17 protein-coding genes and 1 pseudogene are annotated in these 14,318 nt (G+C 59.6%); 11 read left to right on the top strand and 7 right to left on the bottom strand.

The window, feature by feature from the left end:
* Positions 1-457 precede the first annotated feature (457 nt).
* Together ACV7NL_RS24085 and ACV7NL_RS24080 are read right to left on the bottom strand one after the other, a co-directional pair.
* Entirely contained in the window at positions 458-1,195 is a 738-nt protein-coding gene (locus ACV7NL_RS24085; RefSeq protein ID WP_463357294.1) for a hypothetical protein, read from the bottom strand.
* A gap of 552 nt (positions 1,196-1,747) precedes the next feature.
* Positions 1,748-2,059, bottom strand: coding sequence for a hypothetical protein (locus tag ACV7NL_RS24080; protein ID WP_463357293.1), 312 nt, complete (start codon positions 2,057-2,059; stop codon positions 1,748-1,750).
* A 157-nt stretch (positions 2,060-2,216) separates the two neighbouring features.
* Between ACV7NL_RS24080 and ACV7NL_RS24075 the strand changes: the two genes are divergently transcribed.
* Both ACV7NL_RS24075 and ACV7NL_RS24070 read left to right on the top strand, forming a co-directional pair.
* A complete protein-coding gene (locus tag ACV7NL_RS24075) occupies positions 2,217-2,657 on the top strand; it encodes a hypothetical protein (protein WP_463357292.1) in 441 nt (146 codons plus the stop codon).
* A gap of 530 nt (positions 2,658-3,187) precedes the next feature.
* On the top strand, positions 3,188-3,457 hold the full coding sequence (locus ACV7NL_RS24070) for a LysR substrate-binding domain-containing protein (RefSeq protein ID WP_463357291.1): 270 nt from the start codon (positions 3,188-3,190) through the stop codon (positions 3,455-3,457).
* Between the two features lie 108 nt (positions 3,458-3,565).
* Here ACV7NL_RS24070 and ACV7NL_RS24065 read toward each other — a convergent pair whose 3' ends face one another.
* Entirely contained in the window at positions 3,566-4,516 is a 951-nt protein-coding gene (locus ACV7NL_RS24065; RefSeq protein WP_463357290.1) for an IS481 family transposase, read from the bottom strand.
* 17 nt (positions 4,517-4,533) lie between these two features.
* On the opposite strand from ACV7NL_RS24065, the gene ACV7NL_RS24060 reads away from it, so the two are divergent.
* On the top strand, positions 4,534-4,779 hold the full coding sequence (locus ACV7NL_RS24060; RefSeq protein WP_463357289.1) for a DUF1810 family protein: 246 nt from the start codon (positions 4,534-4,536) through the stop codon (positions 4,777-4,779).
* 929 nt (positions 4,780-5,708) lie between these two features.
* Here the strand turns inward: ACV7NL_RS24060 and ACV7NL_RS24055 are convergent.
* The 3 genes from ACV7NL_RS24055 to parA are packed head-to-tail and all read right to left on the bottom strand — an operon-like array spanning position 5,709 to position 7,963.
* On the bottom strand, positions 5,709-6,953 hold the full coding sequence (locus ACV7NL_RS24055; RefSeq protein ID WP_463357288.1) for a replication initiator protein A: 1,245 nt from the start codon (positions 6,951-6,953) through the stop codon (positions 5,709-5,711).
* 48 nt (positions 6,954-7,001) lie between these two features.
* Complete coding sequence (locus ACV7NL_RS24050; RefSeq protein ID WP_463357287.1) at positions 7,002-7,304, bottom strand: hypothetical protein; 303 nt, start codon at positions 7,302-7,304, stop codon at positions 7,002-7,004.
* Positions 7,301-7,963, bottom strand: coding sequence for a ParA family partition ATPase (parA, locus tag ACV7NL_RS24045; protein WP_463357286.1), 663 nt, complete (start codon positions 7,961-7,963; stop codon positions 7,301-7,303). The genes ACV7NL_RS24050 and parA overlap by 4 nt, the downstream gene beginning before the upstream one ends.
* A 554-nt stretch (positions 7,964-8,517) precedes the next feature.
* On the opposite strand from parA, the gene ACV7NL_RS24040 reads away from it, so the two are divergent.
* Positions 8,518-8,844, top strand: coding sequence for a type II toxin-antitoxin system RelE/ParE family toxin (locus ACV7NL_RS24040; RefSeq protein WP_463357285.1), 327 nt, complete (start codon positions 8,518-8,520; stop codon positions 8,842-8,844).
* The gene (locus ACV7NL_RS24035; RefSeq protein ID WP_463357284.1) at positions 8,844-9,161 is read left to right on the top strand and encodes a helix-turn-helix domain-containing transcriptional regulator; all 318 of its coding nucleotides are present in this window, start codon (positions 8,844-8,846) and stop codon (positions 9,159-9,161) included. The genes ACV7NL_RS24040 and ACV7NL_RS24035 overlap by 1 nt, the downstream gene beginning before the upstream one ends.
* 55 nt (positions 9,162-9,216) lie before the next feature.
* On the opposite strand, the gene ACV7NL_RS24030 is transcribed toward ACV7NL_RS24035, so the two are convergent.
* A complete protein-coding gene (locus ACV7NL_RS24030) occupies positions 9,217-9,969 on the bottom strand; it encodes an IS6 family transposase (protein ID WP_463357323.1) in 753 nt (250 codons plus the stop codon).
* Positions 9,970-10,391: 422 nt separating this feature from the next.
* On the opposite strand from ACV7NL_RS24030, the pseudogene ACV7NL_RS24025 reads away from it, so the two are divergent.
* The 6 genes and pseudogenes from ACV7NL_RS24025 to ACV7NL_RS24000 all read left to right on the top strand — a co-directional run.
* Positions 10,392-10,568, top strand: a pseudogene (locus ACV7NL_RS24025) (IS6 family transposase); the annotation flags it as partial.
* Positions 10,569-10,805: 237 nt separating this feature from the next.
* Positions 10,806-11,752 (top strand): IS630 family transposase gene (locus tag ACV7NL_RS24020; protein ID WP_156633997.1). Its coding sequence is split into 2 segments (ribosomal slippage): positions 10,806-11,145 and positions 11,145-11,752, totalling 948 coding nucleotides; the frame shifts between segments, so codons are not numbered across the junction.
* Between the two features lie 218 nt (positions 11,753-11,970).
* Positions 11,971-12,216 (top strand): DUF6894 family protein, encoded by a 246-nt coding sequence (locus tag ACV7NL_RS24015; protein WP_463357283.1) that lies wholly within the window; start codon positions 11,971-11,973, stop codon positions 12,214-12,216.
* A gap of 147 nt (positions 12,217-12,363) precedes the next feature.
* A complete protein-coding gene (locus ACV7NL_RS24010; protein ID WP_463357282.1) occupies positions 12,364-13,098 on the top strand; it encodes a Crp/Fnr family transcriptional regulator in 735 nt (244 codons plus the stop codon).
* A gap of 156 nt (positions 13,099-13,254) precedes the next feature.
* Positions 13,255-13,494, top strand: a complete 240-nt coding sequence (locus ACV7NL_RS24005; protein WP_463357281.1) for a DUF6894 family protein — start codon at positions 13,255-13,257, stop codon at positions 13,492-13,494.
* A 477-nt stretch (positions 13,495-13,971) separates the two neighbouring features.
* A complete protein-coding gene (locus ACV7NL_RS24000; protein WP_463357280.1) occupies positions 13,972-14,175 on the top strand; it encodes a hypothetical protein in 204 nt (67 codons plus the stop codon).
* The last annotated feature ends 143 nt before the right edge of the window (positions 14,176-14,318 follow it).

The following is a 14,318-nucleotide window of genomic DNA, read 5'->3' as shown; positions in this document are numbered from 1 at the left end:
GGCTCGTAGCCATGGTCTGGTATCTCCAAGCGATACGGATCGTGGTCAGGCCGCTGCTCGGTGCTCTAACACCGGTAGCGGCCGCTCTCTAAAGCGGACGCCACGTGCATAGGCTGACTGAGTTCAACCTGGTGCAATGCGGGGATCCTGGAAAGGCCTTTGTTGCGCTTTTTCGGTGATCCCCGCGTGTCTTGACCAAGCGTGGTTAACCAGGAACCAGGCGCGATCACGCGATCCTTCCGATCACGTCGAGAAATCAGACGGCGATTGGACACGCAAGAGATCCAAGTTCGGTATCCATGCCTCTGATTGGCGTGTCCATGACAAACTATCGAGTGGAAAGTGCTTCAGTTGGCTGTCGCCGGGGTCATGAGCGCGTTCGTTTGATCGCCCATCCGGATGCACCTGCTGCATGGTCGCACAGGTTCTGCCTGTCTGATGAGTGTCGGAGATCGCGTTACCGATTGGCAAGGCTCTGCCGTTCCGACAGCTTCTTGGCCGGTTCCATTGATGCATTCGTCCCCAAAGTTATCCCCTTATCCGTGGGGCGAAACGCTTTGCACCCTAATGCCTTCGACTGGGAGGGGCCCTCAGCAGCCAGGGCGAACCAGCTTCGCTTCTGAGTCCCACCCCGGCGGATCCACGCCTGCCATTCGCAGCTGATGACGCGCACCAGGTTGGGCGAGTTCTTGCGGCCTTCGTGGCGGCGCTCTTCGATCGTCAGCAGCCCATCGCCCGCCGCGAGGCGCAATGCCGCCTGCGCCAGGCGCCGGCAGACTCCCGCCCGAGCGGCGATGGCGTCGATGCAGAGGCCGCATACGCCCTTGGCCGCGACCTCGTCCCCAACGATGCGCAGTACGGCCCGTTGCCCCTCTGTGAAGCGTGCGGCGAGCTGCGGGAGCAGTGGGCCCGAACAGGCCAGGAGCCGACGCCTGTCTCGTGAGGCGGCCTTATCAGGGCTCCTGACGCTTCTGCGCGGCGGGAACAGGCTCACACGGCCTGCCGGGATGCCGATCGGCCGAACGCCCCCCCGGATCGCGCTACGGCGCTCGTGGAGCCGTTCGGCGAGGATCTGGGCCTCCTGATCGCCCAAGGCGCCTAAGCCGTGCCCCTGCCAGATCTGGCAGGAGACATCGTCCATCTGCGCGAGGGTTCGCGCGCCCTCGATCGCGGCCTGCATGGCGGCGTGAAACATCGTCCCGATCCCTGCTCGGGCCGCGTTAAAGCAGGGGGAGCAGCAGGAGCTGTCCCCTTCAAAAGGCAAAGCGCCATCGTTTCGGGAATCGATCCCGATTGACACCTGGCCGGTGTTATGATGTCTGGGGAGTATTCAGCGATTCCGAGACTTCATCGATTTCGACGGCCTCACCCTTGCAGAGGTGGGGCCGTTGGCGTTTCGGGCTTAGGTCTTTCTCGCGGCGATCTCCTTTTCCGGCTCAAGATCCATCCCTAGATCCCGCCGGAATATGCATCTCTGACTTAGGTAGAGCGAGTGTCAACATCGCTGGTCAGACGTAAAGGAGTGAAGCCGCTTCAAGGTCACTCCAACAACGAATGAGTTTCTCTTCGAAGGAACGGCTTCGCCACGACCTCTGCCTTACTGGCTGCATCAACCGAATCAGTTCGACTCATTAGGAGCAAGTCGTGGTACGCAGAACCGAGCCGTGACGTGTCACTCAATCGGTCGAAGCTCGATTCCCTTTAACCGACACGACGGGTTTTGAAAATTGCCAAGTACTGGAGGCCGCTAACCCTCTTCGATTTCGAAATATTTTTCGACGGGCCCATTCACCTTCTCCAGTAACCGCTGGGCCTCATGTGCATTGATCAGTTCAATCCCAGACCCTGGGCAGAAGCTTCTGTCACCTATATCCCGTTTCCAGCGCGAGCTGGCTCCGCCTTTACCAGCGAGAAACCAAGTGCCCTTCTCGGTCCGATACAGGGCAGTCCGCTCCGCATGGAAGTCGGATGAGTGACCCAGTTGATCAACGACGACCGCGATCTCACTGGCCTTCTCGGTGTCATACGACTTGCCATCAATGACGCGCCTGATACGCATGAATTCACCCCACGTTTTAAACGCAAAGAGATTTGGTTCCCTTTTGCGTTTTATCCGCTTTGCGTTTCACACGGAAAAGGTAGGGAGTCAACGTGCTGAGCGGAGCGTAGCTGCCCCTCTCAAACACGATCGTAGCCCGCAGTCGATCGGATAAAATATGTTTTACTACTACTACTACAAAGATTTTAACGAAATAAACCGAGTAGGACTGCAGTTTTTGCACGCCGCTATCGACGTGTTAAATAACATACATCCGCGCATGAGCGTATCTACTGTTCAGACGCTACTTTATATTGCAGGATCCCAAGATCTTTCTACTCCATCTCGAATAAATCTCACTGAGCTTGGAAAGCAGCTTCGGGTACCGTATTCTACTCTCATTCGGCACATTGAAATATTAGGGGAGGGAACCCCATCAAAGAACGGCTTAAACTTGGTAGAAAGGGTCAACATACCAGGGCAAAGAAAGGAACAATATGTAAGACTTTCATATAAAGGGATAAACCTCATCCAAGAAATTAAATCAACATTTGAAAAATATAGATTAAACCAAGATAACAACCTAACATCCCTCAATGATCTTAAAATTGAGAAGTAACCAACCTCACATTTATTCGCGCGCAACCCAACCCCGCCCAACGAGGCCGATTGATGACGCAAATTTTCTACTATGGACTGGCATGCGCTCGCGTTGGTCGAACCGTATGCGGCTGACTTCATGACGGTGCTGTCGGTGTGCTCGAGCTTGTGGGAATCCTGTTGATTTCTTCACTAGCAACCGAGTCTGGAATGAAGCTGGAAGCGGTATTTTAGAGTATGGGCCAGACGCCGGGCGACGAGTTACGGCTTGGTGTTCTTCCCGTGAATGCGGGCCATAAGGGCGGACCGAAAGGCAGTCGGCGGCGTCGGAACGCCGTACATGGCAAATGTCTATGCAGGGTGAGGAGCGGACCATGACCATCCAACTGGAAGCGGTCTTTCCGCATCCGACCCAACCCAGCCGTTGGGACCGCTGTCGGCGCTCCCCAAAAGCGGCCGTTCGTCAGCCGTCCGGCAACTTCGGCTCGGAGTGGAGAGCGGATGGTTCGATGCAGTCAGATCGGGAGCAGAGGTCAGATTTCCCTGAAGATGCTGCGTTCCTTGAACACGCTACGGGCGAGCGTCAACCCGATCTTCTCGCGCCATGTGTTAGCACTGCGGCTGCTTGAGTTCGTCGCGCGCTTCTCCGACCTGACGACCACCATCGTCCAGCAGTCGGACGCGGGCGATCTCGTCGCCGAGGATATGGACGTGGCGATCCGTTTCGGCCGGCAACCGCCGTCTAGCTTGTCCTCACGGCTGCTCCTGCGCATGCGCGTCCTTACCGTGGCGGCGCCGGCCTATCTCGAACGGTGCTGACAGCCGTCGACCTCGGCCGCGCCCGCCGGACACGACTCCATCCAATTCCTCGACTCTCAGCGGCGAAGGCCTTTCGCGTGGGAGTTCTTGCGCAACGGGGAGACGCTGCTAGGTGTATGGTCCCGGGATGAGGTGTGACGGGTCGATCCTGAAGCGATCGGGCTCTTTCGTCCAGGCGTTGAGGATGAACTCGGTGGGTGTCAGACCGCGCAGGGTCTTGAGCCTGCGGGCATGGTTGTAGGCATCGATGAACAGATGCAGGTGCGTTCGGAGCTGGTCATGGCTGTCGTAATGATAGCGCTTGACCGTCGCGTCCTTGATCGTGCGGTTCATTCGCTCGACCTGCCCATTGGTCCAAGGATGGTTCACCTTGGTCAGACGATGCTCGATGCCATGTTCGTCGCAGACACGATCGAAGATGTGCTGGCTGTCGTAGATATCCCGCTGGCGTGACGTGAACTGAATGCCATTGTCTGTCAGGACAGTATGGATGCGGTAGGGCACCGCTTCGATGAAATCGCGAAGGAACTGCGCCGCCTCCATCTTGCCGGCGCTCTCCACCAGCCGCACGAAAGCGAATTTACTGGTTCGGTCGATGGCCACGAACAGCCTGAGCTTGCCTTCAGCCGTGCTGACCTCGGCGATGTCGATGTGGACGTAGCCGATGGCATAGCTTGCGAAGCGCTGCTTCTTGGGTCTGTCGCCGTCGATCTCGGGCAGTCGGCTGATGCCATGCCGTTCCAGACAGCGATGCAGCGAGGACCGGGTCAGGTGCGGGATCGTCGGCTGCAAACCGTAGAGGCAGTCGTCAAGCGGGAGCAGACTGTGACGCCGAAAGGCGACGATGATCGCCTCCTCCTCGACCGTGAGGACGCTGGAGCGCGGCTCTTTGGGACCCTTCCGGGAATCTGCCGTCGTCGCCCGCTTGCGCCACTTCTGCACCGTCGTCGGGCTGACGCCGTAGCGCCGGGCCAGCGCCCTTACGCTCTCTTCACGTAACTGGATCGCGCGACGGACTGCCTCCGTCGTGGTGGCGCTTCCATGGAGAACCTGGCCCATAGCGCATCCCTCGCAGCATGGTGACTAACCGTATCACCACACTGCGGGATCAAACACCTAGTCGCTACCTAAGGGCAGTCAACACGGTCACCGGGCGGACCGCGCACCAGGTGTTCGGCTCCCCCGATGAAATGAAATCCCGCTCGAGTATGACCTTGTTTGGGCGCGCCGAACCAGTCGAGCCTGCGTTCAGGACGGCTCTAGATCGGTACTTCGACGGGCAGGAAGACCTGCGCACGCTGAAGAAGCTACAAACCAGATAATCGCAAACCCACATTTGCAGAAATACGACTTTCCGGGAGCATTCAGTACTGGAAACCCAGCCCCAGGTTTGGGTCCGTTGTTCACGCAGCCGACACGGCGGGACTCAGGCAGTTCGGCCGTCAGGCTCATGGCTGCCAGCGGGCTGGCGGCAGACGATGACTGCGGAACAGCAGCCCCAAAATTCTCCTTCGGCCAGCCGCAGCGGGAATTCATCGCCCGATACGGCACCTCCCCTGCTTGCGTTTTCGCCGTCGCAGAGCGATCGCATCATCCCCCACTGCGCTTTGCGCGGTAACAAAGCCTCTCAGGAGGGCTGTGGGCTGTTTCTAGGGCTCTGACCTTATGCTGTCAGTTCTGCCGCCCAAAACGCTTCTTGAGGCCGTTCAGGTTGGTTCTGCTATTTATACCCTCGCAGAGACTCTTCATGTCCGCCGTTAGGCGGACCCAGTCTGAGCTAGCCACCTACTGCCGCTTCCGTATCCGGTGGGGGACTGGGTTTTCACGTAGTGATAAGGGGCGAGTTCTTATCGGTCCTCACCGGAGTTGGATTTGTCAAAAACGATTCGAGCAACTCAGCTGCGCTGGAATGGTTGAGAGCACAAGCGGCGAGTTATCCACTGGTGCAGTGTTTTAGATAGTTTTCTAGGTTTTAAATAGTTTTAGGAATTTTGTGCTGCGACTGCCGACGAAAATTCCTGATCTTTTAAAGCGCCTTAGCGGTTAAAAAGATTGGTGATGTACGGCCCCCGGATTGGTGATGTACGGTTTGTCATTGGTGATGTACGGGATGTCATTGGTGATGTACGGTTTTTGATTGGCGAAGTACGGTTTTGACAAAAGTTTTCCACAAGCTGGCGAGGGCATACATTCTCCAACCATAGCCATTGGCGAAGTACGGTTTTGACAAAAATAGGTGACAAAAACGCCTTTAGGTCAGTGGAAGTTCGGTGGCGCCGGCGCCACTGCCTAAAGGAACATCAGCCGCGTCGGGCTTCCGTTCGCGCATGACCAGAATGTCCTCGCGTTTCCCCTGAACGATCTCCAGGTCGTAGTCCGGGAACGGGAACACGCGGGTACTGCTGACGAACTGGCGCACCTGGAAGGCGAACTGCGGCAGCCCCTGCAGGGAGCCGCTGCGCTTGTGCAGCTCCTTTAGGCCGTAGCGGGCGATCCCGCTCTTGCCGGCTGCACGGCGGGCCAGCCGGTAGATGAAGCGGCCGATCCCCTGGGTGATCAGGAAATACTCCGGGTTGAGGGTCAGGATTTGCGGGTTGCCCTTCTCGCGCACCACCCCGTTGTAGACCCAGTCGGGGATGCCGATTTCAACCTGGTCGATGTTGCCCGTGGTGGTTTTGCTGATCACCTTGAACGTCTGAATGAGCGGCATCGCCACGACCTCGCGACGGCTGCCGCCGGTCAAGTTGAGGATTTTGATGCGGGTGCCCTGCAGCCGGTCGAGCGCGGCTTCAAGGTCCTTGTACTGCTTGCCGCCGGAGCTGCGCCGGCAGAACTTCAGGATATGCGAGGAGCTGGGACGGTAGACCCGGGCTGGCGCATCAGTGCGCAGGCCCTTGTCCTGATTGAGGCGGTAGCGCCGCGCCTCCTCGGCGAGGCTGGTGACCATGTGCAGGAAGATGTCGTAGTCGAACACCGTCGCAAGGCCCGCTGAAGCGCTGCCGTCGATGGTGATGATGCAATCCTTCAGCTCGTAGCGTATCTCCCCTCCCCGCTTGGCTTTGCCCAGCGAGAACGGCGCCACATCCATCAGGTTGACGTCGTCCTTGAGCGGCGCGTCGTAGATGCTGGGCACGAAGAACGAGAGCTGGGAGTCATTCTCAGGGGCCTCCCGCAACACGGGCGCCGGCAGCTCGGCGGTCAGGGCACCGACGATGTCGGGCCGCCGCTCGTTGAGTTTGACGGCCTCACCGAGATCCTTGAGGGCCTGCTCCAGCGCGTTGGTCGGCTCTGGCGAGACCTTGAGGTCCGCCAGGCTGCGCCGGCTGTAGAAGCGGCGGAGACGGCTCAGGGCGTCTTTGCTGAGCTCCAGCGTCTCACGGCCGGTCCGGGCGCAGAACGTGTCAGCGAGCTCCTGCAGGTAATCGTTTTTGGCGTGCAGCCCCAACGCCCCGAACTGGTCGAGGGGCATCAGGTCGAGGCGGACAGGCTTGCTCACGTCAGCTTTTCCGGAAAATCGTAAAGGCGGATTTCTGCATCAGCGCAATTACGACGCCGGAAACTCGCGTTCGAGCAGGTCGCGCATCACGTCGGCCATCTTCTGACCGCGGGCAGCGCACTGCATTTTCACGCGGCGGTGCAGGCTTTCGGGCACGTCGATGGTGAACCGGGACATCTTCTCCTTCGGTGCCTCAGCCGGCACAGCCTCAACAGGCTTGAGGGCGGTCACGGTGCCCCCTTCCCGGTCGCTCGCAGGCTCGGCGCCACGGTTGGCGATCCAGGCGTCCGCACCAGTCGCCAGCTTCGAGGTTGGCACCTTGAACGATACCGACTTGCCACCCTTGCTCATGCGGCCTTCCTTTCTTTTTTAGTTTTGCTGCCGGCCTTAGTCAGCTGCAATTCGTTGGCGAGCTGGGCCATCTCGATTGCGGCTTCGCTCTTGGCGTCGGTCTCGATCACCGCCTTCCCCTGTGCCGCGCTCTCAGCGTAAATCACCCGCTGGCAGAGAGCACTTGGCAGCACCGGAAAATCGAACTGTTCCAGCGCATTAGCGACATCGCGCCCAATTGCCGTATTTACGATTTTGCGATTAATCACAAAAACAGCTTTGATGTTTTCCTTAAACTGCTGGGCTTCGCGGATCAGCTGCACGGTGTCGGCCGAGGCCCAGACGTCGTAGGGTGACGGCTGGACCGGGATCAGCACCACGTCGCTCGCGAGGATCGCAGCGCGCCCAAGGTCGTTCACCCGCGGCGCGCCGTCGATGATCACCACATCGTAGTCGGCGGCCAGCTCCGGCAGGTCCTTGTGCAGGGTCGGCTTGGCCATGCTGATCACCGGGAACATCGGATCGGCTTCCCGGGCGGACGACCAGGCCATTGAGCTGCCCTGCGGGTCGGCGTCGACCAGCAGCACCCGGCTGCCAGCCTTGGCGCAGACGGCAGCGAGGTTGGTGGCGATGGTCGTTTTGCCGACCCCGCCTTTCTGGTTAAGCACCCCGATGATCATGCAGCTGCCTTTCTGGATTTGCGCATTTCCGGTTTTACGATTTTCCGCAAAGCCGCTTCTGTAGGATTACGATTTCACACAAGCACGACCTTGCCAAGGGTTGGTTAACGGCTTGCACGAATGGTGTGCTGCACAGGCCACATTTCTGGAAAGGCGCAGACTCACAAAATCGTATTTACGCCGCGCGGATGCGAAAGCACCGCCCTCCGGGCGGCGCGCAGAGCGGGGATCACCATCGCGCGCAGACCGCAAAGCAGGGTCCCACTGGAATGCTGGCGGCTGTACTCATGGGGCCTGGCTCCGCTCGGCATCGCCCGGTGATGAGCCGAGGCTACCTGTCTCTACCACTCTATGAGCGCGCACACCGGGCGATCCTGACAGCGGCCATGCACCATAAAATCGTAAAAGCGGATTTCCTCTTTTCTCGATCCTATATCAGAAATCTGCCGCAACCGCGGGCAGGGGCGGGGACTCTTAAAGCCTCTCGGGTGTACCTCGGGACCAGCAGCCTGTTAGAGCGGGCTTGAATGGTAACGTATATGGTACTATGTTAGATGGAGATTAGGGAGTTCCTGGACGGCCCCGGCGGCAGCCCGTTTGCCAGCTGGTTCGATGATCTGGACGCCCAGGCCGCCGCCAAGGTGGCAGTGGCACTGACCCGGATGGAACGGGGAAACCTCTCCAACGCCAAAGGCGTCGGGGGAGGGGTCCAAGAGTACCGGATCGACTGGGGGCCCGGCTACCGGGTGTATTTTGGGCAGGACGGGGACACGCTGATCATCCTCTTGTGTGGCGGCACCAAGCGCCGGCAGCAGGACGACATCGTCGAGGCGCAGGCGCACTGGGCGGAGTACAAACGACGGAAAAAGGAGGAAGGGTGATGGCCCTGACCCGCAGCTTCAAGGACACCGTGAAGGCGCGCGCTGAGCGCGACCCGACGTTTCGGGATGCCCTGCTGACCGAGGCGGTCGACCAGTTTCTAGCCGGCGACCTCGACACCGGCAAGGCGGTCCTGCGCGACTACATCAACGCGACCATCGGCTTCGAGCGCTTGGCCGAGGAGACGGGCTCCTCGTCAAAGAGCCTAATGCGCATGCTCAGCCCCACCGGCAATCCGACCGCCAGCAACCTGTTCAGCGTGTTGAGCACGGTTCAGAAGGCCGCAGGCGTTCATCTCGCGGTCGCGGCTGGCCGATAGGGGCTTGTCGCAAGCCGTGCCGTAGGCTGCATCAGAGGCTGGATCTCGCGCGTTTTCAGGTTTTGTTAACCGCCCGAAGTCCGAAGGTGACCCCGAGCAACCGGTTCTGCTCGCGGACAGTCCATGCACCGGCAAAGCCGAAGCCCTTCCGCAGCCACAGCATGGCTTCGAAACCCTGGATGGTGCGCCGCGCCGTGTTGAACGAGCGGAAGCCGCCGATCCGGGGCATGTTCTTCTTGACTCGGAAGTGGTCGCTCTCGATGCCCTGCTGTAGGTGCTTGGTGACATAGTGGGCGGGCACGCGGGGCAAAAGGCCCTCCTTGCGGCTCTCAGCGATAGCCGGCGGGTAGGTGCTGGCGCCATCCGTCCCGATCCGGTCAGGAGCGAGAAGGGGCTGATCGTCCAGCATCTTACGGAAAAAGCGCTTGGCCGCGTTGAGGTCGCGGCTGACAGTCAGCAGGAAATCGACAGGATTGCCGTGCTTGTCGATGGCCCGATAGAGGTAGCGCCACTCGCCGCGCACCCGGATGTACGTTTCGTCGATGCGCACCGAGCCGCAATGCAGCTTGCGGAACTGGCGCAGCCGCTTCTCGATTAGCGGCGCGTAGGCGAGCATCCAGCGGTTCAGAGTGGAGTGATCGACCTCCAGCCCGCGCTCCAGGAACAATTCCTCGATATCGCGGTAGCTGAGCGGGTAACGCAGGTACCAGGAGACGGCCTGGACGATGAGCGACGCCTCGTAGTGCCGGCCCTTGAAGTCGCCCTTGGCGCGCTGTTTGAGCTTCGCAGCGATGGCGGACAGGATCATTGGGGCGGCCTCCAGAACGGAAGGCGCCATGCAGGCCGTATGGTCAACGTCGGGTAAACGCAGGTCCGATTGCGTTTGCGACACGCCCCGATCAGCGCCTCGCCCACCGCCGCGTCGTAGACCCGCCGCTCTGGTCGGGAGGCTGGGGCCTGTCCCGATGGACCGGCCCGAAGCAGCCGCATCGCGTGCTTGCGGTGGTGCCCTGTCACGGATGCGAACTCGTCCAGGATACGGGTCTTCTCCTCGCGTCCGCTACCTCGATATCGAGCCGCCAAGGCCACAAGCAGTTCATCGAGCGTCGCCATGCTTACCCGCCTCATCGCCGCCCCCACCGCCGAACCAGTGTCGGGAGCAAATCAGATGAGGCAACGACCCAACAGCCGGGAGCATTTCAGGCGAGGCAATGCGACCAATCATCCAGATTGCCGCGCTACATGGGCGGCTTCCGCTCGTTCAACACGGCGCGGCGCACGATCCAGGGCTCCGAGGCCCTGCTGTGGCTGCGCAAGGGCTTCGGCTTTGCCGGCGCATGGATCGTGCGCAAGCAGAACCGGATGCTTGCCGTCTGCTTTGGACTTCTACAGGCGAACAAAGCCTGAAAATGGGGAGGTAGAGGCCTTTCTGCGCCCTATACCCAAGCTTGCGACGGCCCCTCGCCAGTCCTTCCAGGGTGGGGCGCCGACCATGCGGGCGCTCGCACAACCCCTCGAAACCAACCGATACGCCGTAGGGATGGGCCTCGCGGTGGGAGACGCCCGCTAGAGCGTTTTCCACGATCCCTGAGTCGTTGCGGCGAGGTGAGCGTTGATCCCTGAAGGTTCGTCAGGGAGATCGCCATGGCCCGTGCCTACAGTCACGATCTGCGCATTCGCGTCCTGGACGCAGTGGGCGCAGGTCTGTCCCGCCGGGCCGCGGCCCTGCGCTATCGGGTCGGTATCGCCACGGTGATCCGCTGGGCTGCGCACGCCACGAGGACAGGGGAGACGCGGGCTCAGCGTCAGGGCCGTCCACCTGGCTCCAAGCTCGACGAGCACGAAGCCTTCCTCTTCGCCCTCATCGATGAGAAAGACGACATCACGCTTGCCGAGATGCAGGAGCGCCTGCGTACCGAGCGCAGCGTCTCGGTCGGATTGGGTACGCTGTGGCGTTTCTTCGCCCGCCGGGCGGTGACATGGAAAAAAAGTCGGCGCATGCGACCGAACAGGATCGCCCCGACGTGGCCGCATCCCGTGAGGCGTGGTTTGCCGCGCAGCCTGACCTCGATCCCGAGCGCCTGATCTTCATCGATGAGACCGGCCTTTCCACCCGTATGGCGCGCCTGCGCGGTCGCTGTGCTCGCGGTCAGCGCCTACGCTCGGGCATCCCGCATGGCCACTGGCTGACGACGACGTTCGTTGCGGGCTTGCGCATGTCGGGGATGAGCGCGCCCATGGTGCTCGACGGGCCGATGACGCGAGACTGGTTCCTGGCCTATGTCGAGCAGGTGCTCGCCCCAACCCTCAGGCCCGGCGACACCGTCATCCTCGACAACCTCCCCGCCCACAAGGGCGCAGCAATCCAGGCCGCCGTCGAGGCCAGCGGCGCACGGCTTCGCTTCCTGCCGCCGTACTCGCCCGACTTCAATCCGATCGAGATGGCCTTCGCCAAGCTCAAGGCGCTGCTGCGCAAAGCGGCCGAGCGCACGGTCGATCGGCTCTGGACTGTCGTCGGCAATCTGCTCGACGCCTTCACCCCAACCGAGTGCGCAAACTACTTCGCTGCCGCCGGTTACGATCCGGAATAGGTGGAAACCGCTCTAGTAGGAAAAATCGAACGTTCGGTACCCGCACCGAACGTCCACATTACGACTGAAACGGACGTGATCTGACCTGCCGCGATCAGGTGAATGTAAGATACCCGACCGAAAAAAGATTGATTAACAACGGGTAATGACAAGCGCAGTACGGGTTAATACGATGCAATTATCGTTAGACAAACTCAACTTCATCGAAAGCATGGCTGTTGAAGCTTTATTTCGAATTTGATGATGGCCGTACCCAGCTCAGGGATGAGGAAGGCATCGACCTTCCCGACGTAGAAACCGCACGGACGGAGGTTCTGAAGACCCTCGGAGAAATCGCTAAAGACGCTTTGCCAAAAAGCGATCAACAGGCGTTCCAGGCCACGGTTCGTGACGCCTCCGGGGATGTCGTCTACAGCGCAAAGGTCACAATTTCCGGCGGGCAGCACGAACCATCCCGTACGTGAAGTTCCCCGTTTATCGCCGGCGCTGATTTTCGTACGGCTCTGTACGGAACAACACAAAGCCATAGAGATTTCGATTTTTTGAAACCCTTTTTTATTACAATTACTTGGGTCGACATATTGGTCGAAGGGCATGGCCCGGGAGGGCTCATGCTCAATCCGTTTATCCAAAAGCTCGGTCGCCGTTTCGTCCTCTCTGGGTCTGACGAGAAGGCTCTTACAGAAGCAAGTGCGCGCCTTCGCTGTATCTCATCCCGGACCGAGCTCATTTCGGAAGGAGACGTGCCTGATCACGTCCACCTGATCCAGAGAGGGTTCGCTTGCCGCTACAAGGTGCTTCCAGGCGGTGGGCGGTCGATTGTCGCCTTCCTCATCCCGGGCGATTTTTGCGACTTGAACGTGTCGATCCTGGGCTACATGGATCACTGCATCGGAACTATTAGCCCCTGTGAAGTGGTGCGTATCCCGCGGGCTGTAATGAACGACCTTACTGGAAAACACCCGGCTCTAAACCGCGCTCTTCAGTGGGCCAGCCTTGTCGACGAGGCGATCCTCCGGGAATGGCTAGTGTGCATGGGCCGTCGTTCAGCCGATGAGCAGGTCGCACATCTGTTCTGCGAGTTCCTGCTTCGCCTTCAGGCGGTGGGGCTTGCGACGGATGACAGCTACCCGTTCCCCCTCACTCAAGCTGATCTCGGGGATGCAACAGGTATCTCAAACGTACACGTCAATCGTGTATTGCAGGAATTGCGACGTCTGGGGCTGGTGGTGTTCAAGGAGCGGCAAGTAACCCTACCTGACGTCGCCGCTATCAAAGCCTATGCGGGGTTCAATCCAAACTACCTTCACCTGTATCCTAAGGCTCCTCCATACCCCGCTATGTGAGGTATCAGACATTCTCTCAGGTTCGGTAAGCCACTTCCATTTGTTAGTATTTTTGGACGACCTGACGCCTATGATGTAGCGCATCGCGGCCATACCCTCGGCCTTCCGCGCCTGTGAGACCCCGTGTGCTCCCGCCTGCTGCGCGTGGAGAGCCCTATGCCTCGCTACTTCTTCGACATCCATGACGGGCAAACACTTCGCGACGACGAGGGCATCGACCTCGCTGGCCCCGAGGAGGCTGCCCGTCATGCAAAGACGGTTCTACCTGAGATCGCTGCGTATGAGGTACCTAAGGACGGCGAGCACCAGGCTTTTTCAGTGCTGGTGACGGACGAGGATGGTCATCCCGTCTATTCGGCCGCTGTGACCTACACCGGCACGTGGCTAATCCGATGATGGAGCCCCGTCTGCTGAAGGCATCAAGCCGCCAACGCTAAACGCTAATAGCCGAGCATACCTGCGACCATGATGCCGGTACCGCTACTCGGCCGCTTTTCTGGGAGGCTCGACGGAAACTGCGTTCCGAAGGAAGGCCAGCACTTTCGCTCGATCTTGCTCATGCTCAAGCATGAGCCAGAGCCTTAGAAGCTCGGTTGTTTCGTCTGGGGTATGGCTAGAGGAAGCCGTAAACGCCGAGACTGAACAACCAAGTGCCTCGGCGATCCTTGCCAGTAGGAGTGCGGAGCGATCGCCCGTCCCCTCAGCTTCATCGCCTACGAGCATAGATCTATTCCAGGCAACCAATTTGTTGTTTACCCGACATAAGAGAATTTTGTTCTGAAATCAAACCGAGAGGTGTGCCAAATTTAACATTCGGCAAGCTCACGACCTCGTGTATATCTCTGCCCAATCATCGGTTGAGGCGCGTTTGTGATGGACGAGGATCAGCGTTTCGAGGCCATGGCTGACGCATGCCTGAAAGCCCACGAAGCAGTCGTTGAGATGGGCACACCCGCGATGCTTGCAATGACGCGCTGCCTATTATGGCAAGTTGGACAGGAAATCATCCAGCGCGAGGAGCGCCGGAAACAAATGCTTTGTTACGCAGAAGCCCAACCGCGAGATGACATTCCATAAGCGCGATGATGTGAATGGCTGCTCTCCATCCATCACGGTCGTAGGTCACCGCCTCACAGATCCGCTTGCAAGCCGATGTTCCTGCCTTCTGCAAAGCGGGTCGGTGGCAGACGCTACCAAGCGTCAAGTTTGGTCCACTAGAG

The sequence above is a fragment of the Methylobacterium sp. Ger2507 genome (genome assembly GCF_055231875.1).
The sequence above is the reverse complement of the archived record's forward strand: the minus strand, read 5'-3'. Positions and strand labels throughout refer to the sequence as shown.

Excerpts from the sequence above, each read along its gene's own strand:
- ACV7NL_RS24010 (WP_463357282.1), top strand. The coding sequence starts at position 12,364 with ATGCTCAATCCGTTTATCCAAAAGCTCGGTCGCCGTTTCGTCCTCTCT.
- ACV7NL_RS24040 (WP_463357285.1), top strand. The coding sequence starts at position 8,518 with ATGGAGATTAGGGAGTTCCTGGACGGCCCCGGCGGCAGCCCGTTTGCC.
- ACV7NL_RS24080 (WP_463357293.1), bottom strand. The coding sequence starts at position 2,059 with ATGCGTATCAGGCGCGTCATTGATGGCAAGTCGTATGACACCGAGAAG.
- ACV7NL_RS24035 (WP_463357284.1), top strand. The coding sequence starts at position 8,844 with ATGGCCCTGACCCGCAGCTTCAAGGACACCGTGAAGGCGCGCGCTGAG.
- ACV7NL_RS24050 (WP_463357287.1), bottom strand. The coding sequence starts at position 7,304 with ATGAGCAAGGGTGGCAAGTCGGTATCGTTCAAGGTGCCAACCTCGAAG.
- ACV7NL_RS24065 (WP_463357290.1), bottom strand. The coding sequence starts at position 4,516 with ATGGGCCAGGTTCTCCATGGAAGCGCCACCACGACGGAGGCAGTCCGT.
- ACV7NL_RS24060 (WP_463357289.1), top strand. The coding sequence starts at position 4,534 with ATGGTGACTAACCGTATCACCACACTGCGGGATCAAACACCTAGTCGC.
- ACV7NL_RS24085 (WP_463357294.1), bottom strand. The coding sequence starts at position 1,195 with ATGTTTCACGCCGCCATGCAGGCCGCGATCGAGGGCGCGCGAACCCTC.
- ACV7NL_RS24000 (WP_463357280.1), top strand. The coding sequence starts at position 13,972 with ATGGACGAGGATCAGCGTTTCGAGGCCATGGCTGACGCATGCCTGAAA.
- ACV7NL_RS24075 (WP_463357292.1), top strand. The coding sequence starts at position 2,217 with ATGTTTTACTACTACTACTACAAAGATTTTAACGAAATAAACCGAGTA.
- parA (WP_463357286.1), bottom strand. The coding sequence starts at position 7,963 with ATGATCATCGGGGTGCTTAACCAGAAAGGCGGGGTCGGCAAAACGACC.
- ACV7NL_RS24005 (WP_463357281.1), top strand. The coding sequence starts at position 13,255 with ATGCCTCGCTACTTCTTCGACATCCATGACGGGCAAACACTTCGCGAC.
- ACV7NL_RS24030 (WP_463357323.1), bottom strand. The coding sequence starts at position 9,969 with ATGATCCTGTCCGCCATCGCTGCGAAGCTCAAACAGCGCGCCAAGGGC.
- ACV7NL_RS24070 (WP_463357291.1), top strand. The coding sequence starts at position 3,188 with ATGCTGCGTTCCTTGAACACGCTACGGGCGAGCGTCAACCCGATCTTC.